The organism is Tenacibaculum sp. MAR_2010_89 (assembly GCF_900105985.1).
GTDB classification, from domain to species: Bacteria; Bacteroidota; Bacteroidia; order Flavobacteriales; family Flavobacteriaceae; genus Polaribacter; species Polaribacter halocynthiae.
Genome location: NZ_FNUB01000005.1, coordinates 2359733 through 2384053 on the forward strand (window position 1 = coordinate 2359733; position 24321 = coordinate 2384053).

27 protein-coding genes are annotated in these 24321 nt (G+C 27.7%); 25 read left to right on the forward strand and 2 right to left on the reverse strand.

Annotated elements, in window-relative coordinates:
- The first annotated feature begins 86 nt into the window (after positions 1–86).
- Positions 87–1907 (forward strand): alkaline phosphatase family protein, encoded by a 1821-nt coding sequence (locus BLV71_RS13820; protein WP_093871112.1) that lies wholly within the window; start codon positions 87–89, stop codon positions 1905–1907.
- A gap of 84 nt (positions 1908–1991) precedes the next feature.
- Here BLV71_RS13820 and BLV71_RS13825 read toward each other — a convergent pair whose 3' ends face one another.
- Both BLV71_RS13825 and BLV71_RS13830 read right to left on the reverse strand, forming a co-directional pair.
- Entirely contained in the window at positions 1992–2567 is a 576-nt protein-coding gene (locus BLV71_RS13825) for a helix-turn-helix domain-containing protein (RefSeq protein WP_093871113.1), read from the reverse strand.
- Between the two features lie 73 nt (positions 2568–2640).
- Positions 2641–3390, reverse strand: coding sequence for a hypothetical protein (locus BLV71_RS13830; RefSeq protein ID WP_093871114.1), 750 nt, complete (start codon positions 3388–3390; stop codon positions 2641–2643).
- A 398-nt stretch (positions 3391–3788) separates the two neighbouring features.
- Here BLV71_RS13830 and BLV71_RS18630 point away from each other — a divergent pair, with 398 nt between their 5' ends.
- The 24 genes from BLV71_RS18630 to BLV71_RS13950 all read left to right on the forward strand — a co-directional run bounded on the left by BLV71_RS18630 (position 3789) and on the right by BLV71_RS13950 (position 24266).
- Positions 3789–3950 (forward strand): hypothetical protein, encoded by a 162-nt coding sequence (locus tag BLV71_RS18630; protein WP_176974407.1) that lies wholly within the window; start codon positions 3789–3791, stop codon positions 3948–3950.
- 83 nt (positions 3951–4033) lie between these two features.
- Complete coding sequence (locus BLV71_RS13835; RefSeq protein WP_093871115.1) at positions 4034–5929, forward strand: tetratricopeptide repeat-containing sensor histidine kinase; 1896 nt, start codon at positions 4034–4036, stop codon at positions 5927–5929.
- A 2-nt stretch (positions 5930–5931) separates the two neighbouring features.
- A complete protein-coding gene (locus tag BLV71_RS13840; RefSeq protein ID WP_093871116.1) occupies positions 5932–6597 on the forward strand; it encodes a helix-turn-helix domain-containing protein in 666 nt (221 codons plus the stop codon).
- Positions 6598–6700: 103 nt separating this feature from the next.
- Entirely contained in the window at positions 6701–6988 is a 288-nt protein-coding gene (locus BLV71_RS13845) for a hypothetical protein (RefSeq protein ID WP_093871117.1), read from the forward strand.
- A 12-nt stretch (positions 6989–7000) separates the two neighbouring features.
- A complete protein-coding gene (locus tag BLV71_RS13850) occupies positions 7001–7231 on the forward strand; it encodes a hypothetical protein (RefSeq protein WP_176974408.1) in 231 nt (76 codons plus the stop codon).
- A complete protein-coding gene (yidD, locus tag BLV71_RS13855; protein WP_093871118.1) occupies positions 7231–7512 on the forward strand; it encodes a membrane protein insertion efficiency factor YidD in 282 nt (93 codons plus the stop codon). Before BLV71_RS13850 ends, yidD begins: the two co-directional genes overlap by 1 nt.
- A gap of 82 nt (positions 7513–7594) precedes the next feature.
- Positions 7595–8059, forward strand: a complete 465-nt coding sequence (locus BLV71_RS13860) for a DUF4468 domain-containing protein (protein WP_093871119.1) — start codon at positions 7595–7597, stop codon at positions 8057–8059.
- A gap of 9 nt (positions 8060–8068) precedes the next feature.
- Positions 8069–8500, forward strand: a complete 432-nt coding sequence (locus tag BLV71_RS13865) for a hypothetical protein (RefSeq protein ID WP_093871120.1) — start codon at positions 8069–8071, stop codon at positions 8498–8500.
- A gap of 78 nt (positions 8501–8578) precedes the next feature.
- Positions 8579–9157 (forward strand): SH3 domain-containing protein, encoded by a 579-nt coding sequence (locus tag BLV71_RS13870; protein ID WP_093871121.1) that lies wholly within the window; start codon positions 8579–8581, stop codon positions 9155–9157.
- A gap of 102 nt (positions 9158–9259) precedes the next feature.
- Complete coding sequence (locus BLV71_RS13875; protein WP_093871122.1) at positions 9260–9595, forward strand: YegP family protein; 336 nt, start codon at positions 9260–9262, stop codon at positions 9593–9595.
- Between the two features lie 119 nt (positions 9596–9714).
- Entirely contained in the window at positions 9715–9918 is a 204-nt protein-coding gene (locus tag BLV71_RS13880) for a hypothetical protein (RefSeq protein ID WP_093871123.1), read from the forward strand.
- Positions 9919–9959: 41 nt separating this feature from the next.
- Complete coding sequence (locus tag BLV71_RS13885; RefSeq protein ID WP_255405280.1) at positions 9960–10676, forward strand: ion transporter; 717 nt, start codon at positions 9960–9962, stop codon at positions 10674–10676.
- A gap of 17 nt (positions 10677–10693) precedes the next feature.
- Positions 10694–10942: a DUF4236 domain-containing protein gene (locus BLV71_RS13890; protein WP_093871125.1), complete on the forward strand. Its 249-nt coding sequence runs from the start codon at positions 10694–10696 to the stop codon at positions 10940–10942.
- Positions 10939–11310: a DUF6804 family protein gene (locus tag BLV71_RS19060; protein WP_093871126.1), complete on the forward strand. Its 372-nt coding sequence runs from the start codon at positions 10939–10941 to the stop codon at positions 11308–11310. Before BLV71_RS13890 ends, BLV71_RS19060 begins: the two co-directional genes overlap by 4 nt.
- 3 nt (positions 11311–11313) lie before the next feature.
- The gene (locus BLV71_RS13900; RefSeq protein ID WP_093871127.1) at positions 11314–11712 is read left to right on the forward strand and encodes a hypothetical protein; all 399 of its coding nucleotides are present in this window, start codon (positions 11314–11316) and stop codon (positions 11710–11712) included.
- A 4-nt stretch (positions 11713–11716) separates the two neighbouring features.
- Positions 11717–12991, forward strand: coding sequence for a YjgN family protein (locus BLV71_RS13905; RefSeq protein ID WP_255405203.1), 1275 nt, complete (start codon positions 11717–11719; stop codon positions 12989–12991).
- Between the two features lie 6 nt (positions 12992–12997).
- On the forward strand, positions 12998–13897 hold the full coding sequence (locus BLV71_RS13910; protein WP_093871128.1) for a hypothetical protein: 900 nt from the start codon (positions 12998–13000) through the stop codon (positions 13895–13897).
- Between the two features lie 2 nt (positions 13898–13899).
- Positions 13900–14373 carry a thermonuclease family protein gene (locus BLV71_RS13915; RefSeq protein WP_093871129.1) on the forward strand — a complete coding sequence of 158 codons (474 nt, stop codon included), beginning with the start codon at positions 13900–13902 and terminating at the stop codon, positions 14371–14373.
- A gap of 323 nt (positions 14374–14696) precedes the next feature.
- Positions 14697–16553: a DNA topoisomerase IV subunit B gene (locus tag BLV71_RS13925; protein ID WP_093871131.1), complete on the forward strand. Its 1857-nt coding sequence runs from the start codon at positions 14697–14699 to the stop codon at positions 16551–16553.
- Positions 16554–16658: 105 nt separating this feature from the next.
- Complete coding sequence (locus tag BLV71_RS13930) at positions 16659–19370, forward strand: DNA gyrase/topoisomerase IV subunit A (protein ID WP_093871132.1); 2712 nt, start codon at positions 16659–16661, stop codon at positions 19368–19370.
- Positions 19371–19429: 59 nt separating this feature from the next.
- Positions 19430–21169 (forward strand): RDD family protein, encoded by a 1740-nt coding sequence (locus tag BLV71_RS13935; RefSeq protein ID WP_093871133.1) that lies wholly within the window; start codon positions 19430–19432, stop codon positions 21167–21169.
- 40 nt (positions 21170–21209) lie between these two features.
- Positions 21210–21896 (forward strand): aspartate/glutamate racemase family protein, encoded by a 687-nt coding sequence (locus BLV71_RS13940; RefSeq protein WP_093871134.1) that lies wholly within the window; start codon positions 21210–21212, stop codon positions 21894–21896.
- Positions 21896–22750, forward strand: a complete 855-nt coding sequence (locus BLV71_RS13945; RefSeq protein WP_093871135.1) for a mechanosensitive ion channel family protein — start codon at positions 21896–21898, stop codon at positions 22748–22750. The genes BLV71_RS13940 and BLV71_RS13945 overlap by 1 nt, the downstream gene beginning before the upstream one ends.
- Positions 22751–22931: 181 nt before the next feature.
- Positions 22932–24266: a DEAD/DEAH box helicase gene (locus tag BLV71_RS13950; protein ID WP_093871136.1), complete on the forward strand. Its 1335-nt coding sequence runs from the start codon at positions 22932–22934 to the stop codon at positions 24264–24266.
- The last annotated feature ends 55 nt before the right edge of the window (positions 24267–24321 follow it).

The following is a 24321-nucleotide window of genomic DNA, read 5'->3' on the forward strand; positions in this document are numbered from 1 at the left end:
TTTCTTTTAAGACTATAAAAAACTGTTGAATACTGTTTACTAATAGTATATTTTTGATATATAAATTAACTAATAGTAAATAAATTATGAGAAAATCACCCTTCATTCAACAAGTTATTTTAATAACAATATTATTATTTATTGGATGTCAAAATGAGCACGAAATTCATCGTACAAAAGAAACAAAAAAAAGAGTAGTACTAGAAAAAACTTCTAAAAAAAAGAAAGTTTTATTAGTTGGAATTGATGGTTTGCAAATAGAAAAAATTAGTAATGCAGCCACACCTAATCTCGATAAGTTATTAATAAAGAAAGGGTTTTCTGGAGGAATCACAGGAACAACTTCTGAACAAAAAACTAAAAGTGGACCAGGTTGGACAACTATTTTAACAGGAGTATGGTTAAATAAACATGGAGTACCAGACAATAATAGCTCACATAAGTCTAAAGTTAAAAGCGTTTTTCAATTTATAAAAGAACATGATAATAATTTAGAAACAGCAAGTGTTGCTACTTGGTCACCTATTCATGATTTTTTAAGAGATCAATTACAGTTTATAAATTATAAACATCAGGGAGGTAGTGATGATAATGCGGTTAAAAATTCTGTCAATGAGCTTACAAATCACAATCCAGATTTTCTTTTTGTTCATTTAGATGAGGTAGATGGAGTTGGCCATTCAAGTGGATTTGGTTCAAGCTATAATAGTGCTATTTCAAGAGCAGACAAACGATTAGGTACAATAATGAATGCTGTAGAAAATAGAATAAATACAAAAAATGAAGACTGGCTTATTATTGTTACTACTGATCACGGAAGAGAAAATAGTGGGTATGGCCATGGAAATCAAACAACTTCTGAAAAAACAATTTTTGTAGGAATGAATAAACAAGGGAATGCAGAATTTAATAATTACATAGGAACTATACCTAATAAAGATTTTAATGGTATTTATGGAAATGTTGCACAAACTTCAATTATTCCAACTGTATTAACACATTTAAATATTCCAATAAAAAAAGAATGGCAATTAACATCAACATCTTTAATAGGTGAGGTAGGAGCTCAAAAAGTAATGATGAAAAATTCGAATACTTTGTATTGGCATGCTTCTTCATCAGGCAACATAGAAATTTATAGAAACAATCAATTTTTAACAAGTGTAAATAGTTTACAAGGATACTATGTAGATACTGCACCTTCTAAAGGAGATACTAATTATACGTTGTTATTAAACGGACAAACTAGTTCCGTAACTATAAACAATACAAATATTATTGCTGGTCTAGACTGGAATGATTTTATAAATAATAAAGCTTACTTTTTTAGAGATGATATAAAGTATGTTCGTTATAATAAAACATTAGACAAAGCTGATAGTGGGTATCCAATACAAACTAATAATTCCTCTTGGCCAGGACTTGGGAACTATAAAAATTTAATTAGTGCTGCCTTTAAATGGAGTAATCATAAGGGTTTTTTCTTTTTAAACGATGGACGATATATTAGATATGATATGAATACTGATATTGCAGATACAGGGTATCCAATTAGAGTAACAAATCAAAATTGGCCAGGTTTAGAAGCGTATGCTAAAAAAATTGTGGCTGCAATAAATTGGAATAACTCAAAAGCATATTTCTTTTTAAATGACGGAACGTACCTACGTTATAGTATTAAAAATGATAGGGTAGATTCAGGATATCCAAAACCGATAAACAATTCTACATGGCCAGGGTTAGGTAACTATGGAGCTAAAATAACAGCAGCAGTAGATTGGAATTTAACCTATTGCTATTTCTTTTTAAATAACAATACTTATATTAAGTATAATAAAACACTAGATAAAGCAGTTTCAGGATACCCAAAACCAATAAACAACTCTACATGGCCAGGTTTAAAATAATAATAATTTAATATTCCCCTTTAATTAAAAAGCTCGTCGTTAGCAAAAGGTAAAATCTCAAACTAATGGCGATGCTTTTATTTTTTAGTTATTATCTGAAAAAAAATATAAAACAAGCATAATACAATCTTCATCACTAGTATTTACAGGAACATGTGGTAAACGACCATTAAAATAAAGAGAATCACCTTCAGAAACGATTACTTCAGTAGTATCTATTAAATAAGTACAAGTTCCTTTTATAATGTATTTAAATTCCCAAGCGTCAGTAATTACTTTTTCTCTTTTTGAATTTGGAGATACAGTTAACATTACAGCTTCAAAGCCAACTGCATGCATGCTTTTACCAAAAATTTGAAAATAAGTAAACCCTTTTGCTTCAACTTCTTTTTCTATAAGTTGTTGTTCTTCTTTTTTAACATGAATATATTTAGCACCAGTTCTTTTTTCAATACCTTCAAAAAAGGTACTAGCATCAATATCTAAAGCAGAAATGAGCTCTAAAAATACAGGTAAAGAAGGGATGGTTCTTCCGTTTTCAATCCTTGAAATTAATCCATTACTAACACCAGCATTACTAGCTAAATTGCTAATGGTTGTGTTTTGTTTTTTACGTATTTCTTTAATACGTTTTCCAATACCTATTAAAAAATCATCCATATACTAAAGTAGACTCTATTTTTTTACTAAAGTACTTAAAAAGGATACTTTAAAACAAATGAAAAAGTTATTTTTAATAATTAATCAAACCTTCCTGTACTAAAATATATTCAGTAATTTCATCTAATTCTCTTTTAGTTTCAGGATGAATACCCCTTGCTGTAAAAAACTCACGTTTTCCTTGATTATTACTACCATACCAGTAATTAGGAACACCTTCAGTAAAAAACTCCATATTTTTAGTAAGAACTACTTTTTTAAAACGAGCAATATCTATATGATACAGTGTATCACTAATAGCTCCTTCTGTAGTGCAAGTTATTCTTTCATAATGATCTTGATTCCATACAATGCAGTTACCTGTATTAAAGAAGTAATCTCTTTTGAAAAAGATAAAAGATGATACGGATAGTAATGTAATGCTAATTGTAATTATTACTTTTTGTTTTATGCTGTTTGTGGGGGTGCTAGTAGTTGGTTTAGTTATATTAATACTAGTTTCTTTGTTACTAATATTTTCAATAGTATTATCTTTTATAAGATTACTATTTTTTAATTTAAAGTCTTCATAATCCTCAAACCCTAAATATTCTGCCATTACATCTTTTATAAAAAGGTCAGGGGCACTAACAGGAATATCCTTTTCTTTTTCTACATATCTCTTATGTAACCTACTAATTTTTTGCACACTTACATGATCAAATATTTCATTTCTTCTCTCTAGTAGTTCTTCCACAAAGAATACTGCTTTACCATTTCTAGATGTAATGGATTCATCTTTTTCTATACTAGTAAAAAAATCTACAATAAGTTTTTCAATCATGATTAATCAATTGTTATACAAATCTTATCCAAAAGTAATTCTGTTGTACAAAAATTGATTACGGTTATCCATAAACTAGACAAATACCACTTGGTTAAAAATTGATAATGTTTTGATTAATGGTAAAATTCAGATAATCAGAATCTTTGCAGTGGCATTGATCGAGAAAACAAAAAATAAAAATTCGATTAGTTCTAGTTAACAGATGTATAATCAGTGAATTTTCTTAGACAGGAAAGCTATTAAAAACTACTGATTTTCATCTTCACTTTCCACAAAAGAGGCTCGAGACTCTTTTAAAATTTTAGGCTTTTCCAAGCACTGTATCGACCTGAGCAATCAAGCTCGGAAAAGAAAACTAATGCTCAAAAATTTTAAAAGATTAAAAATTTTATAATATGAAGAAAATAATTTTTATAGCAGTTTTAGTAATAAGTGGAGTGTTTACATCATGTACAGATTTAACTGAAGACACCATTCAGGAACAACAAGAATTAGAAATTCAAAATACTGGGGGTGAAGAAGGACAAACACCAGATGAAGATGAGGATGAAGGTTAAAAATTTTTTTTTTTGATATTTATCAAAAGATAAAATTTATAAAAAAGGTTGAGTTTGTTACTCAGCCTTTTTATTTTAGTAGAATGAAAAAAAATAAGAATCTAGTTTTACTTTTTAGTATATTAATAATTATTTCATGCTATAATAATAAAGAAAACTTAACCCAAAAAGATAAAATATTAAAGTACTACTCATTGAGTAAAAATGATTCACTATCTATTGATAAAAGGAAAGAGAATTTAAAGAAAGCTTTTAAACTTATTGAAGTTATAAAGTTTGATTCTTTAGAATTGAAAATGCTTAATTATAATGTTATTTTATTTAGAAAAGAGAAGAATTATAAAAAAGCTATTCAAGCATCTAAGCATTTATTAATAAAAGCTTTAAAATATAATGACAAAAGAAGTATTGGTGAAGCATATTATAAACTTGGGTTGTATAATGAGAGAATTAACCAAAAAGATTCAGCATATTTTTTTTATAATAAATCTTTAAAAATTTATGAAGTTATAAATGATAGTATGAAAATAGGTAGAAGACTTTTAAATATTGCTATTATTGAATCAAGTTTTGGAGATTATAAAAAAAGTAATGCTACAGCAGTAAAAGCATTACAATTTTTCGATAAAAAAGGAACAGAATATATTGCTTCTATATATAATAATTTAGGTATAAATTCAAGAAAACAAGAGTTATATGAAAAAGCAATTAAATACTATGAAAAAGCAATTACTTTATCAAAAAAAAGGAATAAAATTAATATTTATAAAAATAATATAGCTATTTCATGTAAAAAAATGAAAAATTATGACCAATCAATCGATATTTTAAGCAAAATATTAATTGATTCTACTCTTAATAAATTTTTAGAAACTAAAGCTAGAGCTATTGATAATTTAGCCTATGTAAGGTGGTTGAAAAATTCAAAATTAAATGTATTGCCACAATTTTTGGAAGCTAAAAGAATAAGAATCAAAGAGAAAAATTTTGAAGGATTAATAGCTTCTTACGCACACTTATCAGATTATTATGGAGAATTAGATAAGAGTAAGTCATTAACCTATGCTTATGAAATGTATAATATAGCAACTAAAGAGAAAAGTCCTTATGATATCATTGAAGCATTGGATAAGATTTCAATGTTAGAGACGGCTGATAAAGGAATAAATTTTGCAATAAAAAGAAATAAGTTAAAAGACAGCCTAATAAAGGTAAAAGATAAAGAACAGTATAAATATGCTTTGGTGAAATATGAAAGTGAGGAAAATGAAAAAAAAGCATTAAAGAATAAGTATTTAGCTGAAGAACAAAAAACAGAAAAACAAGGTTGGATTTTTATTGGACTTACTACTATGTTAGGTTTTATAATGTATATCTATTACAAAAGAGCAAAAACCAAAAAAGAAAAAGTAATAGAGGTTTATAAAACTGAAACACGTTTAGCTAAAAAAATTCATGATGAATTGGCTAATGATGTATACTTAGCGATGAACAAAATACAAAATAAATCAGGAGAAGAATCTTCAATTTTAGCCGATTTAGAAAAAATATATTTGCAAACGAGAAATATCTCACACGAAAATAGTCCTGTGCTTACTGGAAATCAATTTGAAGGTTTTTTAAAACAGTTATTTGCTGATTTTTCTGCCGATGGTTGTAAAGTAATGAATAAAGGGCTGTCAGAAATAACTGTTAACGAGCTTTCTAAAGAAAAACAAATAGTTATTTACAGAGTGTTGCAAGAGTTATTAGTTAATATGAAAAAATATAGTGAGGCTAATTTAGTAATAGTTTCATTTTCTCTAATAAAAGATACATTACAAATACAATATAAAGACAATGGAATTGGAGTAGAAACACTAGAAATAAAAAATGGACTCCAAAATATGGAAACCCGTATAAAATCTATAGGAGGTTCTATTATTTTTGAATCAGAAATGCAAAAAGGATTTCAGGCAAAATTTCAATTTAAAAAGTAGTTATGTTTCAAAAAGTATTAATAGCAGAAGATGTCGATTTTATGTCTAGTGGAATTAAAATGGCATTAGAAAGCTTACAAATTCCAGTAATAGAATATGCACAATATTGTGATGAAGCGTTTTTAAAACTTAAAAAAGCGTTTTTAGACAATGAACCATTCGATTTGTTAATTAGTGATTTATCATTTGTTGAAAATCCTAATCCGCAACGATTAACATCAGGAGAAGATTTAATAAGAGAAGCTAAAAAATTACAAGCCACATTACAAACTATTGTTTTTTCAGTAGAAGATAAACCCTACAGAGTACAGCAGTTATGTAATGAGTTAGTAGTGAATGGATATGTATGGAAATCGGTTAACGGACAAAGAGAACTTAAAAAAGCAATAAAAAAAGTTTTCGATGGAGAGTTTTTTATATCGCACCAATTAGCGCATACACTAAGAAGTAAAGAAACTTTTGAAATTACCGATTACGATGTGTTTTTATTAAAACATTTAGCTGAAGGTATGGATCAAAAAGAGATTAGCATTGAACTTAAAGAAAGTAATATAAAACCGCACAGTATTAGTTCGGTAGAAAAACGGTTAAAGACCTTAAAAGAAAACTTTAATGCGAATAATCCCACACAACTAATAGCGATTACTAAAGATTTCGGATTGATTTAAAAGAACTTTACATATTATAATAGAACCCTACGGAAACCCGTAGGGTTTTCTGTTTTTAGCAAAGTAATTTTGAGGTAGTATTAATTTAAAAATATTAGAATTTATGGATGTTAAAATTTGCGAAGCAATTTCACAAAAAAAAATAATTACTTTTTATTATGAAAATGAATTAAGGAAAGTTGAACCTCATTGTTATGGATTAACTACAGCTGGTAATAAAGGATTAAGGGCTTATCAGGTAGATGGCTATAGTAAATCTGGTAAGTACGGTTGGAAAATGTATGATCTAAATAAATCTGAACAAATTAAGATAGTTCTTGAAAATTTTAATTTAAGAAATGATTATAAAAAGGGAGATAAAGGAATGACTTTAATTTATTGTGAGGCTTAATTAAAAAAAATTATGGAATATAAAGTAATACCATTCATTCCTTCTATTAATAGAAATAAAGAGAACTCAACACAGGTTGCTCAACAATTGGAGGATATTATAGCTAATTATACTAATCAAGGCTGGCAATACATTCGTTTAGAAAGCGTACAAACATATATAGTACCAGACCAAGGGTGTTTTGGTTTAGGCGCAAAACCAGGGTTTACAGCGTATAGACAAATGCTTGTTTTTGGAAAATAATGAAATATATTTTATTAATAATAATAAAACTGTATTGGTTGTTTAAAGCTAAAAACAAACCTCCTTGTTGTATTTTTAAAAAAAACTGTTCAAGGTATGTATATGAAGAAACAAAAAAGAAAGGTTTTTACATGGGACTTTTAGCTTTAAAATATAGAATACAGAATTGTAAATATAGTTTTGAAATTTATACTAACCCCAATAGTGGTAAATTAGAAATGATATTACCAAAAGGAGATATACTTGAAACAGAAAAGATAGCAGAACGATTATTAAATTAGTTTTAAACCCTACGGAAATCCGTAGGGTTTTGTGTTTTTACTAGAGTAGTTTTGAAGAAATATTAACTTAAAAAACAAGGAAATGAAAAAAACTATAATTATTTTATTGTTGGTAACATTTAGCTCATGTTATTCAGCCAAAGTTGTAACAACTCCAAAGCCAATACATAGAATAATCAAAACTAAGTTTAAGAAAAGTAAAAACTATATTAAAGCGAATGAATGGATGGTTGAATCTTTTATTAGCTCTAAAAGTGTAATTCAATTTAGTGATAAAGAAGAAGGTATAATTAAAGGAAAGTATTTAATGTATCAAGGAATACAAGGAACAAAATATACACCTAGTTCTAAACCTTATTATGGAATTATAACAATTCGGGTAAAAGATAATTCAGTAAAAATAGAAATTACTCCTTTAGGAGAATTTAAAGTTATGAAATATATGGGAAGTAATTATGGTTTTACTCCTGAACAGTTCATAATAAAAGGGAATTCTCTAGTAAATGACTTTAATGTGTATTTGAAAAATAACGAAGATACTTGGTAAAATATAGGTATGAAAAATAAATTTTTAATCGTTGTAATATTAATTTTAATAAGTTCTTGTTCCAGTGTATATAATACATATGATGTAAATGAAGATTTAATTTTATATAAATCTAAGTCTTTGGGGAGTAAAAAAATTATTGTGATTCCCAAAGGAGAGGTAGTTAAAGTTAAAGGAACAAAAGAGTATAAAAAAATTAAATATAAAAATTATTTAGGATGGGGTTATAAGCCAAAAGTAAGTAGAATAGCTTTTAAAATACGTAAAAATAAGTCTAGTTTTCATTCTACTAATAGTAGTTTTGGAACTGTATCTGTAAAGGGGTATTATAGAAAAGATGGAACTTATGTAAGGTCACACACAAGAGGAAAGCCTAAAGCTAAAAAACATGAAAGCTATTACAGAAAAAGAAAATATAAAAAAAAGAAGACGTTAAAGTAAAACCCTACGGAAATCCGTAGGGTTTTGTTTTTTGGGTACTCTAGTTTTGTTTTTATTAATACTCATAATCCCCCGAAAATGAAAAATATCAAAAAGGAAACCTATCAGTTACTAATTCCTGTTATCCTAATCAGTTTACTTCTAAGTAAAAGTCAGCAGCATACAAGTATTTTAAAAAAAAGAAGCAAAAATATACCCGTACTAGGGTGTTATATTGATATTGGTGGACGATGTACAGGTTCAGCTTATTGTAGGGCATGTAAAAATTGTAGTAGTTGTAAGTATTGTAATAATGGAGGTTCTTGTGGGGTGTGCTCAGATGGGTATAAAGCCCCCAGAAGGAAAAAGAGAAAAAGAACTTACCCTAAAAAACAAAAATCAATAAAGAAAAATATATATGATGGTCGAAATAATAGTTTAACAACTACGCAGCAATTAAAAGAGGAGCCTCTGTATTTAAGAATTTTGTTAGTTAATAAAGAAAACTTAAGCCTTAGAAGTGGTCCCAGTATTACCAATTATGAAATTCAACAACTACGAAAAGGAGAGGAGTTAGTAGTATTGGCAATGCATGCTCAATGGATTAAAGTTAAAGTAAAGAGAACCCAAACAATCGGTTTTGTGTATTATAAATATGTTGTTTTGGTTAATGATTAATTAAGTTTTGAGATAAAAATTATCGATAATGGATTCCCGTAATGTTTTAGAATTAACTAAAATTAGTTTTGAAAAAGTATAAATTTAAAAATAATTATAAAAATGGGTAAACCAAAATTCGAAATTACAAAAAGAGTAAACAATGAGTTTATGTTTAATTTAAAAGCAGGAAACGGAGAAATAATCTTAACGAGTGAAGGTTATGATAATAAACAGGGATGTAAAAACGGAATAATTTCGGTTAAAGAAAATGCACCTGAAGATAATAACTATGAAAAGAAAACAGCTTCTAATGGTAAATATTATTTTGTGTTAAAAGCACTAAATAATAAAGTAATAGGTAAAAGTCAAATGTATACCAGCACTTCAGGTAGAGATAAAGGAATAGAATCAGTAAAAGATAACGGACCTTCAGCAGATACAGTTGACTTAACATAAACAATTATCTGTAGAAGATAAAATTTATATAGTATTCATAAGCCTTATGGGAAACCGTAAGGTTTTGTTGTTTAAGGAGAGTAGATTTGAAGTAAATAACCAAACTAATATTTATTATAATGAAAGAGTTAAAAATTACCAGTGTCTTTATTTTATTTATTTTGATTTTAAGTTGTTCAACAGATAATACTGAAAAATTAACAGAATGGAGATGTGGTACACACAATGGTAACGAACTATGGACAGGACCTAAAGGAGGATGCTATTATAAGAATAGTAATGGAAATAAGACATATGTAGATAGATCAGAATGTGATTGTTAGTCGAAAGAACATGAAAACAAAAGCTACTCAATTACTTAATTATAACTTTTTTTTTTGCAAAAGGTATTTACCTTTTAATAATTTTAAATGCAATTTGTTTAATTCTTGAATCTTTCAAAGTACTGCGAGTACAATATGCTACTTTTTTTCAAATGATAGAGGAATTTTCTATAGTGATTTTTACTTTAGAATTTATTACAAGAATTATAATAGCAGAAAAGAAAAATGAAAAGGGGTGGAATTCTTATGTGTTTTCTGGCTATGGTATTTTAGATTTATTATCAATATTGCCTTTTTATTTACCCTTAATTTTTCCTTTCGATTTAAGAATGTTAAGAGTACTTAGACTTTTAAGATTAGTAAGGATTTTTAAATTAGGGAGGTATTCAAAATCTTTTAAAACAATTAATTTAATACTTAGGGAAGCTAAACCAGAATTATTAATAACAGCATTTATAGCTTTAGTATTAGTAATGTTGTCTTCTACTTTAATTTTTTATGCTGAAAATGAAGCACAACCAGATAAATTTTCAAGTATTATAGAAGCGTTTTGGTGGTCTTTAGGAACTTTAACTACGGTTGGAGTTGCAGATGTGTACCCAGTAACCCCACTAGGAAAGTTTTTAAGCGCATTAATTGGAGTAATTGGTATTGGCTTTGTAGCCTTACCAACTGGTATTATAAGTTCTGCTTTAATTGATAAAGTAAAAGAAGATAAAAAAGATTGTATCGATTGCCCTAATTGTGGTATAAAATAAATAACAAGTAAAATGATATGGGATTACAATTTTATAGACGCCTAAAATTAGGAAAAGGTTTAGGGTTAAATATTAGTAAGTCAGGAATATCTCCAAGTTTACGAACTAAAATAGGTGCAGTAAGCTCAAAAGGATACTCAATAAAAACAGGTATAAAAGGACTTAATTATAGAAAATACTATTCTAAAAAAGAAGCTATTGGGTGTTTCGGGATTGTATTTACAATCATTAGTGTTTTTATAGCATTATTAACTAAAAGAAAATGAAAAAACAAAATTATTTAAGATTACTAAACATAGTATGTTCAGTATCCTTATTTGTAGCAATAACCAACCTTCCTATAATATATTATAATTTTTTAAGAATACTAGTTTTTATAGGTTGTCTATTTATTGTTTTCAATTATAAAATCAAAAAAATGTGGAGGTTAGTATTTGTTCCGATAGCCATACTTTTTAATCCAATTTTTCCTGTTTTTTTATATTTAAAACCATATTGGATTCCTTTAGATATACTAGCAGGTATTCTATTTCTACTAGTAACTTTTTATGGGGCTGTTTTTAGTGAGATAGAATCAAAAACAACAACAAAGCAAGTTGTGAAAAATAGAAATATGTATAACGTAAAATATTAATAAATGAATGAAATAACTACCGAACTTAAAAGTCATTTTCTTAGATTATATCAAATGGCTTTTTCAGATGATAATTTTGATGTATTAGAAATGCAAATGTTATACAAATTTGCAGAAGAAAGGAAAGTATCTAAGAAAGAACTTGATACTATTTTATTATCACCTTATCATGATAGTTCTATACCAAATAGTCTTGAACTAAAAATAGAATATTTGTACGATTTAGCTGTAATGATTTGGGCAGATGAAAAAGTAACAAATGATGAAATTACAACTTTAAAAAAATACTGTTCAAAGTTTGGATTTCTTGAAGAAAATTTAAATGAGCTTACTGATTTTTTAATTGAAAATGCCAAAAGAAGTACATCAAAAACTGAATTATTAAAACAACTAATTGATTAACAAAATGGAAGCATTAAAAAAAATATTTATCACTAAGAAAGAAGAACCTGTAAAAAAAGTAGAAACAATAAGTGAAGATAAAAAGGATCATAAGTTTACTTTTTTTGAAAGTGGATATGGTTCATCAAAACAAGCATCTGGAAATCATAAAGTTTTTAGAGCTTGTTTAAATGATGTTTACATGGATTATAAAAGTAAATGCGCCGAAGATGATAAATTACAAAACAAATTAAAAGAACCACACATACAAGAAAAAGGTAGAGAGGGGATTGAGTTAAAAAAAAGACAAACTGTTAAAGGTATCTTAGAAGAAGAGATAAAGAAAGATGAGGAAGAAATAGAAGACTGTAAAAATCAAATAATTGATGTTAAAGAAGATCCAGAAAAGTATGTTGAAGATGTAGATAAAAAGCCTAAAGCTCAATTTTATATAGGATTAATAGTATTAGTACCAATTACTCTTTACTTGTTAGTGTTTTATATTTCAGCTTCCTATTCTGCCTTTTTTAAAGACTTTGAAAGTATTTCAAGTTTAGGGGTAAATAATACAATATTTTCTGCTGATGCTTTAACAAGTGCTTTTAATGATGGGGTTATGGAGGGGGTTTTTGTGTTAACAATTCCTTTTGCTTTTATGGGGTTAGGATATTTAATTCACATGTTTCAAAAGCACAAAAGTTGGGTGTCTTATGTTAAAATAGGTGTTCTATTTGTTATAACATTCATTTTTGATGCTATTCTAGCATACTTAATTGAAATGAAAATTTATGAATTTAATAAAACACCAGATTCACCAGATTTTAATTTATCAATAGCTTTTAGTAAAGTAGAATTCTGGGGGATAATTTTTGCAGGTTTTGTAGTATATATTATATGGGGGTTAGTTTTTGACTTTATTATGAAAGAATATGAAAATATAGATAAAATAAAAGCTTTTATTAGAGGGAAAAGGGAGACTATTGAAAATTTAAAAAAATCAATAATAGAAGCTGTAGAGAAGTTAAATGGTATTAAAAAAGATATTTCAGGAATAGAAGCTAGAATTACAGATTTACAGAGTACTATTGATGGATTTGTATTTCCTAATAAACGTTATTTAACTTATCATGCAGAATATGTAAAAGGTTGGTATTTAGCTGTTACAGATAATTTTGATAACTTAAAAAGGAGAAACGAATTACTATCTGAATGTGAAACAATAGAAAAAGAACACCTTTCAAAATATGATTTAACGAATGAAAATACTGAAGGAATAATTTATAAATCACAATTAAACTAAAGAAAAATGCGAATATATTTAATTATAGTTCTGAGTATTTTATTTTTTTCATGTAAAAAAGAAGTAGTACCTAATAATGAAAGCAGTAGTTATAAAAAGGTTAGTGTTAAAAAAAATAAAAAAAAACAAAATTTGAATATTAGTATTCTATTAGATTTATCTGACAGAATAGACTCTGTGAAATTTTCAAATCCATCTATGGAATATTATCAACGAGATTTAGGATACATTGAAAGTATTACAAAAGTATTTGAAAGTCATTTAATGAATAAAAAAACGTACAGTATTAATGATAAAATACAGTTATTTATAGATCCTGAACCATCAGATAGGGCACTAAATAAAAAAATAACTAACCTTAAAATTCAATTTGATAAAAAAAATGCGACTAAAAATAAAATAAAACAAACCTCTATAAAGTACAAAGAAGTTTGTACTGATATTTATAATACTGCAATTTCTGATGGAAAATACATAGGATCAAATATAAGAGGTTTCTTTAAAAACAAAATGAATGATTATTGTATAGATAATAAGTATCGAAATATTGTAATAATTTTAACGGACGGGTATATTTTTCATAAGCATGATATAATAAAAAGCAAGAATAAAACATCGTATTTAACACCAAAAACTATAAAAGGATTCGGTTTAAATACTGAAAAATGGAATAAAAAAATGGAAAGACATAATTATGGTTTTCTATCAATAGATAAGAAGTTAGAAAATATTGAAGTTTTAGTTTTAGGGATAAATCCAAGTAATAACAATCCTTATGAAGGAGAAGTAATCAAGGCATATTGGTCAAAATGGTTAACAGAGATGAGTATTAAAAAGTTTCAATTAAAAACTGCAGATTTACCAACCCATATTGATGATGTCATTAATAATTTCATTTTAAATTAACCATGCATCTAAAAACAATATTCCTTTTTCTTTTATTTTTTATAGTTAAACAAAAAGTACCCAAAGAATTTTATGCAAAAGTAATTGGTGTAAAAGATGGAGACACTATTGAAGTTTTATATAAAAAGAAACCATTAATTATAAGGTTAGCGCATATAGATTGTCCAGAAAAGAAACAAGCATTTGGCAATAAAGCAAAACAGTTTGTAGCTACCAAAATATTTGGTAAAAATGTGCGGATAATTAATAAAGGAAAGTGGCACTGGAATCGATTAATAGCAGAAGTATATTATAATAAAGTGGAAAATATAAATGAAACTTTAGTTGAAAATGGATTGGCAATGCATTTTAAAAAATACTCAAAAAGTAAAAGATACCATAATTTAGAACAAGTGGCTAAGAAACAAAAAATAGGAATATGGTCACAACCAAATAGTATTACACCATGGCAATACAGAAAATCAAACTACCCATGAAAAATATTTTATTAGTACTCATAATTTTTTCATTAACAGCATTTCAACAAATTAAAGAGAAGGAAGTATATGTTTGTAAAAGTGTTGCAAGCAAGCGATATCACTTAAAAAAAAATTGTAAAGGACTTACTTCCTGTAAAACCGAAATAAAAAAAACTACGAAAAAAAAAGCAAAAAGATACGGGCGAACACTCTGTAAATGGGAAAGAAAACTATTAAAAAAAAAATAAATTATAACTCTGTTGAAAACTAATTCAACAGAGCTTTTTATTTTTTAATGTTTAATCTTATTTTAGCGAATACTTCAATATTACAAGATATTTATGGCACAAGAAACACAATATACCGAAGATAATATACGATCGCTCGACTGGAAAGAACACATTAGAATGCGTCCAGGTATGTATATCGGAAAATTAGGAGATGGTTCATCCCCTGATGATGGTATTTATATTCTTGTAAAAGAAGTTTTAGATAACTCGATTGACGAGTTTGTAATGGGAGGAGGAAAAACCATTGAAGTGTCTGTACAAGGAAATAAAGTAATTGTAAGAGATTATGGACGTGGGATACCGTTAGGAAAAGTGGTAGATGTAGTATCTAAAATGAATACTGGTGGTAAATATGACTCTAAAGCATTTAAAAAATCTGTAGGATTAAATGGGGTGGGTACTAAAGCAGTAAATGCATTATCTACGTTTTTTAGAGTAGAATCTACACGTGACGGTAAATCTGCTGCAGCTGAATTCGAAAGAGGTAACTTAACAAATCAAGAGTTATTAGAAGAAACATCACGTAGAAAAGGAACGAAGGTAACTTTTATTGCTGATGAAACTATTTTTAAGAATTATAAATATCGCCCTGAGTATATTATAAAGCTTCTTAAAAATTATGTGTACCTAAATCCAGGATTAACTATTGTTTTTAATGGAGAGAAGTTTTATTCTGAAAACGGGTTAAAAGATTTATTGGAAGATAATAACAATCAGGAAGATATGTTATATCCAATAATTCATTTGCGAGGTGATGATATTGAGGTAGCAATTACACATAGTAAAACTCAATATTCTGAAGAATACCACTCATTTGTAAACGGTCAACATACCACACAGGGAGGAACGCATCAAGCAGCCTTTAGAGAAGCTTTAGTGAAAACTATTCGTGAGTTTTTTGGTAAGAATTTTGAAGCATCTGACATTCGTAAATCAATTATATCTGCTATTTCCATAAAAGTAATGGAACCAGTTTTTGAAAGTCAAACAAAAACTAAATTAGGATCTACTGAAATGGGAGGGAATCTTCCAACAGTAAGAACTTATATTAACGACTTTCTAAAAAAGAAATTAGATAATTATTTACATAAAAATACAGTCGTTGCTGAGCAACTTCAAAAGAAAATATTACAAGCAGAGAAAGAACGTAAAGAACTTTCAGGAATACGTAAATTAGCGCGTGATAGAGCTAAAAAAGCTAGTTTGCACAATAAAAAATTACGTGATTGTCGTATTCATTTTGGAGATACAAAAAAAGAAAGTTATTTAGATACTACATTGTTTATTACTGAGGGAGATTCGGCAAGTGGATCAATTACTAAATCAAGAAATGTAAATACTCAAGCAGTTTTTAGTTTAAAAGGAAAGCCTTTAAATTCATACGGACTAAGTAAAAAAATTGTGTATGAAAATGAAGAGTTTAACTTGTTACAGGCTGCATTAAATATTGAAGATGGCTTAGAAGGATTACGTTATAATAATGTTGTAATTGCAACGGATGCCGATGTTGATGGTATGCACATTCGATTATTATTGATTACATTTTTTCTACAATTTTTTCCTGAAGTAATAAAAGAAGGACATTTATATATTTTAGAAACTCCTTTATTTAGAGTTCGAAATAAAAAAGAAACTTTTTATTGTTATTCTGAAGAAGAAAAACAGGAAGCTATTAATAAACTAAGAGGTAAACCTGAGATAACTCGATTTAAAGGACTTGGGGAGATTTCACCAAACGAATTTGTTCATTTTATTGGAGATAATATTCGATTAGATCCTGTAATGTTAGATAAAGAAATGTCTATTGAACAAATGCTTGAATTCTACATGGGTAAGAATACACCAGATCGTCAGAAATTTATTATAAATAATCTAAAAGTAGAGTTAGATTTGTTAGAAGATAATTAAAAGTGAAAAAGAAAATAATTTTGATTAAAATGTATGTGAATAATACATTTAAATAGAATCAAAATTAAAAAAATAATAACCCCAAACGTATAAACGTTACTGTAAATGAGTGAAGACAATAACAATTACGAACACGACGAAGAATTAAATCAAGAACCTATTGAAAATGCAGAAACCATTACGAAAGTAACGGGGATGTATAAAGAATGGTTTTTAGATTATGCTTCATATGTAATTCTAGAACGTGCTGTACCTTCTATAGAAGATGGATTTAAGCCTGTGCAACGTCGTATTATGCATTCAATGAAAGACTTAGATGATGGGCGCTACAATAAGGTAGCAAACATCGTAGGTCATACAATGCAGTACCACCCGCACGGTGATGCTTCTATTGGAGATGCAATGGTACAACTAGGGCAAAAAGAGTTGTTAATTGATATGCAGGGTAACTGGGGTAATATATTAACTGGTGATCGTGCTGCTGCCTCTCGTTATATAGAAGCTCGTTTGTCTAAGTTTGCTTTAGATGTTGTTTTTAACCCAAAAACAACAGAATGGAAAATGTCGTATGATGGTAGAAGAAAAGAGCCTGTTGATTTACCAGTTAAGTTTCCGCTTTTATTAGCACAAGGAGCAGAAGGTATTGCTGTAGGTTTGTCTACAAAAATTTTACCACACAACTTTAATGAACTAATTGATGCTTCCATTAAGTATTTAAAAGGAAGAAGCTTCACAATTGTACCTGATTTTTTAACTGGTGGAATCGCTGATTTTACTAATTATAACGATGGTAAAAGAGGAGGAAAGGTTCGTGTAAGAGCAAAAATATCTCAGTTAGATAAAAAAACATTGGTAATTACTGAAATTCCATTCAGTACTACTACATCCTCTTTAATTGATAGTATTTTAAAGGCGAATGATAAGGGGAAAATTAAAATAAAAAAGATTGAAGATAATACAGCAGCAAATGTTGAAATAGTAGTGCATTTGCCACCAAATATTTCTCCAGATAAAACTATAGATGCACTGTATGCTTTTACAAATTGTGAAAACTCAATATCACCATTAGCGTGTACAATTCAAAATAACAAACCTGTTTTTGTGGGGGTTTCGGAAATGTTAAAGCATTCAACCGACTTAACAGTTAAATTATTAAAAAGAGAATTAGAGATTCAATTACATGAGCTAGAAGAACAATGGCATTTTGCTTCTTTAGAACGTATTTTTATTGAAAATAGAATTTATCGTGATATTGAGGAGGTAGAAACATGGGAAGGAGTTATTGAAGCTATTGATAAAGGATTACAACCACATATTAAGCACTTAAAAAGAGAAGTAACCGAAGAAGATATAGTTCGATTAACAGAAATTAGAATTAAGAAAATTTCTAAGTTTGATATTGATAAAGCAAAGCAATTTATTGAAAGTTTAGAAGAAAAAATAGCAGAAGTAAAACACCATTTAGATAATTTAATTGATTTTGCTATTGATTATTTTAAAGTATTAAAAACTAAATACGGAAAAGGAAAAGAACGTAAAACTGAAATTAGAATTTTTGATGATATTGTTGCTACTAAAGTAGTAATGCGTAATTCTAAACTTTATGTAAATAAAGAAGAAGGTTTCGTAGGTACGTCGTTAAAAAAAGATGAATATATTACTGACTGTGCCGACATTGATGATGTTATTATTTTTAGAGATAACGGAACAATGTTAGTTACTAAAGTTGCCTCTAAAACATTTGTAGGTAAAGGTATTATTCACATTGCAATCTTTAAGAAAAAAGATAAACGTACTGTGTATAATATGATTTATAAAGACGGAGCAAAGGGGCCTAGTTATATGAAACGTTTCAATGTAACTAGTATCACAAGAGATAAAGAATACGACTTAACTAATGGTAGTAAAGGTTCTAAAATGCTATACTTTACTGCAAATCCGAATGGAGAAGCTGAAGTTATTACTATTTTACTAAGAGCAGTTGGAAGTATTAAAAAATTAAAATGGGATATTGATTTTGCAGATTTAGGTATAAAAAGTAGAAGTGCAAGAGGAAATCAAGTAACTAAATATGCAATTAAGAAAATAGAATTTAAATCTGCCGGAGCATCAACACTAAAACCAAGAAAAGTATGGTTTGATGATACTGTTCAACGTTTAAATGTTGATGGAAGAGGTGAATTACTAGGAGAGTTTAAAGCAGAAGATAAAATTTTAATAGCTACTCAAAGTGGTAAAATAAAAGCAGTAACACCAGAGTTAACAATGCATTTTGAAAATGACATGATAGTTTTGGAAAAATGGAATTCTAAAAAACCACTATCTGTAATTTATTTTGATGGTGAAAAAGAACGTTATTATGTAAAAAGGTTCTTGGTAGAAACTGTAGATAAAGAAGAGCATTTTATTTCAGAACATGAAAAATCAAAGCTAGAAATTATAGCTACTGATTATCGACCAATGGCTGAAGTTATATTTTCAAAACGTAGTTTAGATAAAATTGAAGTAAATTTCGAAGATTTTATTTCAATAAAAGGAATGAAAGCTTTGGGTAATCAATTAACTACAGATAAAATTCGCACGGTTAATTTATTAGAATCATTACCTTATGATGAACCTGAAGAAGAAAAAGTAGAAGAAATAGAGGTTAATGAAGAAGAAGAAATTACAGAAGAAGCATTACCGCTTGAAGTAGAAGAAGTAGTGAAGCCTAAAGAATTTGAAGAAAGTAAAGATTCTAAAGCAAAAAAAGCATTAGAAAGAGCACTTCAAAAAAAGAAAAAGGGCTCGGATGATGATCAAACAGCTTTGTTTTAAATAAATAATACATTTATTAATAAAGCTTAATAGTTTTTAGCTAAATATATCCGAATAATATGAAAAACATATTGAAAATTGTACAAGAAAAACTAGCTCCATATATTGGTAAAGTTTCTTTTGTAATGGCATTATTAGCGTTATTAATCACTGTTATTACACTCTATACAAAAGGAAGTGAGACATTGTATTATGTTGTAAGTACATTTAGGTATGTAGATTTACAATTTTTAAAATTCGATTTTTTTGAAGTTTCTGGAGGTACTTTTTCAAACTCTAGTAGTTATAATAGACTTAATGGATTAAATATATCTTTTAATATAATTTTATTACTAGGTAGTATCTTTTATATTAAAACAAATAAAAAGGATCAAGGTTTATTACAATTTGCTCACGCTATTATATTATTTAGCTCTATAATCAGTGTTTTGTCTTTTGTAATACATCAGTTTAATAATTTCACTTTATTCAAACCAATTGTTTTCTTCTTTTTTGTTCTAAATATAGCTCAATTACTATTTAGTTATTTCGTATTAATGATAACTGAAGCTAAATATAGTAATGTAAAAAATATAAAGTTTGAAGAATTTAAAGATAATGAGTACCCCTTAGCTATAAAATATAAACGATTTTTACATTTATTGTTAGATAGTTTTTTATTCATGTCATTAACTTTTAACGCTTTTAAGCTATTACCAAGAGGTATTTTATATGATATGACAAAACTAATAGGTGATAGGTTTACTTTAACTATACTATTTGTTATTAGTGCTATTGTATATTATGGTTTTTTTGAAACATTTTTTAGAAGAACACCAGCTAAGTTTTTAACAAATACTTTTGTTTTAGGTACAGTAAAAGAAAAAGTTAAGTTCGATAATATTTTGGTACGTTCTGTATCTAGAAAAATTCCATTTAATACTTTTTCATTTTTATGGGGTACAGGATGGCATGATTCTATTTCAGAAACTACGGTAGTTTCTTTAGATGATAATAGAATACCTAAAAAATATTGGTTAATAATACCGTTTTTAATCTTGTTTTTCTTTACAAATTATCAGTTCAATAAGTTTAGAGTTGACTATATAAGATATAAAATTGAAAATGGAAAAATTGAAAGTGAAGCTGAAGTTTTAGATAAGAAAATAAATAATTTACAATTGTATGATTTTATTACTTTAAAAAACACTCATAATAATTGGGGTAGATCATATTTTTATAAAGTAATAGAAGTAAAAGGAGATCAATTAACTTTAGCAGAGATTAAAAAAACATATAATGAAAGGAATATAGAAGAAATTGATTTTTTATATGAATCTAAGCCAGATGAGTTTAAAAAACATAATGTGGATAAAGACTATTTGCGTAATGGAGTTTGCAGAGAGTATAGTTTTTTTAGCGGTTTTAAAGGCCAAGGAGTAACTTATATTGAAGGAGAAGAGCCAATGCGTATTTATGCTATTAATAATACATTTGAACCAATTCTTTTTTTTAAGTCTTATTATAATAGAAGTGACAATGAAGTAGAAATCGAGCTTGAAAATTATGGAATGATTTGTAAGCTTGTTAATGCCCGTGTATTAGAAGGTGATATAAAAATAAGTAAAAGGAATAGTTTTCCTCAAAAGGTTAGCAAGTACAATAATGATTTTGAAGTTTATATTGAGTTTAATAAAGAACGAAGTCCATTCTCAATTGAGTTAACTTTTGAAGATAATATTGATATCTATGAAAAACACCGATATGTATTCAAATCTGATGGAGCATTTAAGCATAGTTTTACTAAAGTAGAAGAGTGATTTAAAAAGTTATATTATAGATATAAAATAATTGTTATAAATGAAAACAATAGGATTAATTGGAGGTATAACTCCACAGTCAACAATCATGTACTATCAAGTTTTAAATAACTTAGCTAGTAAAGAATATGGTGATAAACATTCGGCTAAAGTAATTATTAATTCTGTTGATTTTGGAGAAATATCTAAGCTCCAATCTGAGGGTAAATGGGATGTTTTAGACGGTATAATGGCCAATGCTGCTAAAAGTTTAGAAAATGCTGGAGCTACTAGTATATTAATTTGTGCAAACACCATGCATTTAACTATTGAAGCTATTAGGAAAGTGGTACAAATACCAGTAATTCATATTGCAAAAGCCACAGGTGAACAAATTTTAGAAAAAAAAATATCTAAAGTAGCTTTATTAGGTACAAAATACACCATGGAAAAAACATTTTATATTGATGTATTGAAGAGTATGGGAATAGAGGTTATTATTCCTGAAAAAACAGATAGAGAAATAGTTCATACAATTATTTATGATGAGTTATCTAAAGGAGTATTAAAAGCTACCTCAAAAGAAGCATATATTACAATCATTAATAAGCTAGAAAAAAAAGGAGCTGAAGGAGTTATTTTAGGATGTACTGAAATACCTTTATTAATTCAGCAAGAAGATGTGTCAATCCCTGTTTTTGATACGACAACAATTCATGCAACCAAAGCGTTTAACCTTTCAAAATAATGAAAGATTTATTTACATATCAATTTGATTTAGATTCTTTTATAGGAATCATAGCTTATATTATTCTTGTAGTTTTTATAGCTTGGTTAATATCTAGAGGAATTCGATATATTATTTTACAAATAATAAAATATAGAAAAAGAGATAGGTTTGGTGGAACAAGTATTCAGTTTTTAAGAAACTCAATTAAGTTTATTATTGGTGTTCTAGGGATCATGTATATTATTATGACGGTGCCTCTTTTTAGAAACAAAGCTTCTTTTATTTTTTCAGGGGCAGGAATACTTGCAGCTATTATTGGTTTTGCTGCACAAGCAGCTTTATCTAATTTAATTGCAGGAGCATTCATTGTTATTTTTCGTCCATTTAGAGTAGGAGATTATATTAAACTAGATGAGCAACGAATGGGAATAGTTGAAGATATAACGCTTAGACATACGGTAATTAATAATTTTGAAAATAAAAGATTGATTATTCCTAATTCGGTAATTAGTACCGATTCAGTATTAAACCATACGATTGAAGATTCTAATATTTTAAGTTTCAATAATTTTAAAATAGGATTAAAGGCTGATATTGATTTAGCAAGAAAAATTATTCAAGAAGAAGCTATAAAACAACCGAATGTAATTGATAATAGAACACCTGCACAAGTATTAACTTCTTCTAATCAAGTAGATGTCCGTGTAATTGATGTTCATCCTGATCATATTCATATGAGAGCCTATGTTTGGTTAAATGAACCTTTTTTAGAGTTTAAAACTAAATGTGCTTTAAAGGAATCAGTTCATAAACGTTTTCTTAGTGAAGGAGTTCACTTACCAATTCCGATTAATAAAATTCTTAAACTATAACTACTTAATAGTTTTTTGATGTAAATAGTTTAGATTATAAGAAAACTCAAGAAATTCTATAAAATATAGAACTACTCTCAAAGTAATATTGATTAAAAAGGAGTAGTTTCGCGGTCTAATAATAGTTTAACATTAATTTCTTTTAATTAGAGCACCAATTGTAAAGAATAAAAATAAAATTATGGCCACTACATTTAAAGAATTAGGAGTTAACCCTTTTTTAATAAAAGCATTAAATACTTTAGATATTAAAACTCCTACACTTGTTCAGGAAAAGGTAATCCCTGTAATTTTACATCAAAAAAGAGATGTAGTTGCTTTGTCTAAAACAGGTACAGGTAAAACAATTGCTTTTGGATTGCCATTATTACAATTAATAAAAGAAGAGAAAAGCCATATTCAAGCTGTTATTTTAGCACCAACTAGAGAGTTAAGTCAACAAATTTTCAACAATTTAGAAGCTATTGTTCCAGAGAGCTCTAATATCTCTATAGCTTCTATTAATGGAGGAGTTCCTGTAAAATCTCAAATAGAGCGTTTAAAAGAAGATACTCATATTGTAGTAGCTACTCCTGGTCGTTTATCAGATTTAATAAAACGTGAAGCTATTAATGTCAAAAATATTTCTTATTTTATTTTAGATGAGGCTGATGAAATGGTAAGTGCTTTAAAAGAAGAGTTAGATAATGTTATAAAAGAAATTCCAAAATTAAGAAGAACATTATTGTTTACAGCAACGATGCCTGGAGCTATAAAACAATTGGTTCAAAATTACATGTCTAAACATGTGCTTCAAATTGAAGCAGATATGGCAACAGTTGGTAATAAAAGTATTGATCATCAATATGTAGTTGTTGAACCTATTGAAAAGTTAGATGTATTACTTCATTTTTTAAACTCGAGGGTTGGAGAACGAGGAATTATATTTTGTAAAACAAAAGCTGCTGTTAATAAATTGGCTAAAAAATTAGCTATAAATAAGTTTTCATCTGGTGCTATTCATGGTAGTTTAACACAAGGAATTCGTGATCGTATCATGGGGCAGTTTAGAGAAGGTTTTATTGATATATTAGTTGCTACGGATTTAGCAGCAAGAGGTATTGATGTAAAAGACGTTTCTTTTGTAGTTAATTACCATTTACCAGATACTTATGATGCCTATGTTCATAGAAGTGGGCGAACAGCTAGAGCTGGAGCAAATGGTTTATCATTAACTATTATTCAAGAAGAAGAAGTAGAAGATATAGCTGATTTTGAAGCTGAGTTAGACATTGTATTTAAGCCCTTTAAAAAGGCAGATGCTAAGAGTATTGAAGAAAACAACGGACTTATTTGGGCTAAGAAAATATTTAAAACTAAACCGAATAGAGAGGTTTCTCAAGATTTTAAAGCTAAAATAAAAACAATATTTCATCATTTAACAAAAGAAGAATTGATAGATAAGTTAGTGGCTAATTATTTAAATGAAACGAAAAGCTCACTAATAAAAGATGAAACTTTAAAAAAGAAAAAATAGTTAATTGGCATATAGTTATTCGAGTTTATTACTTTAGTAAAAAGATTAACTAACT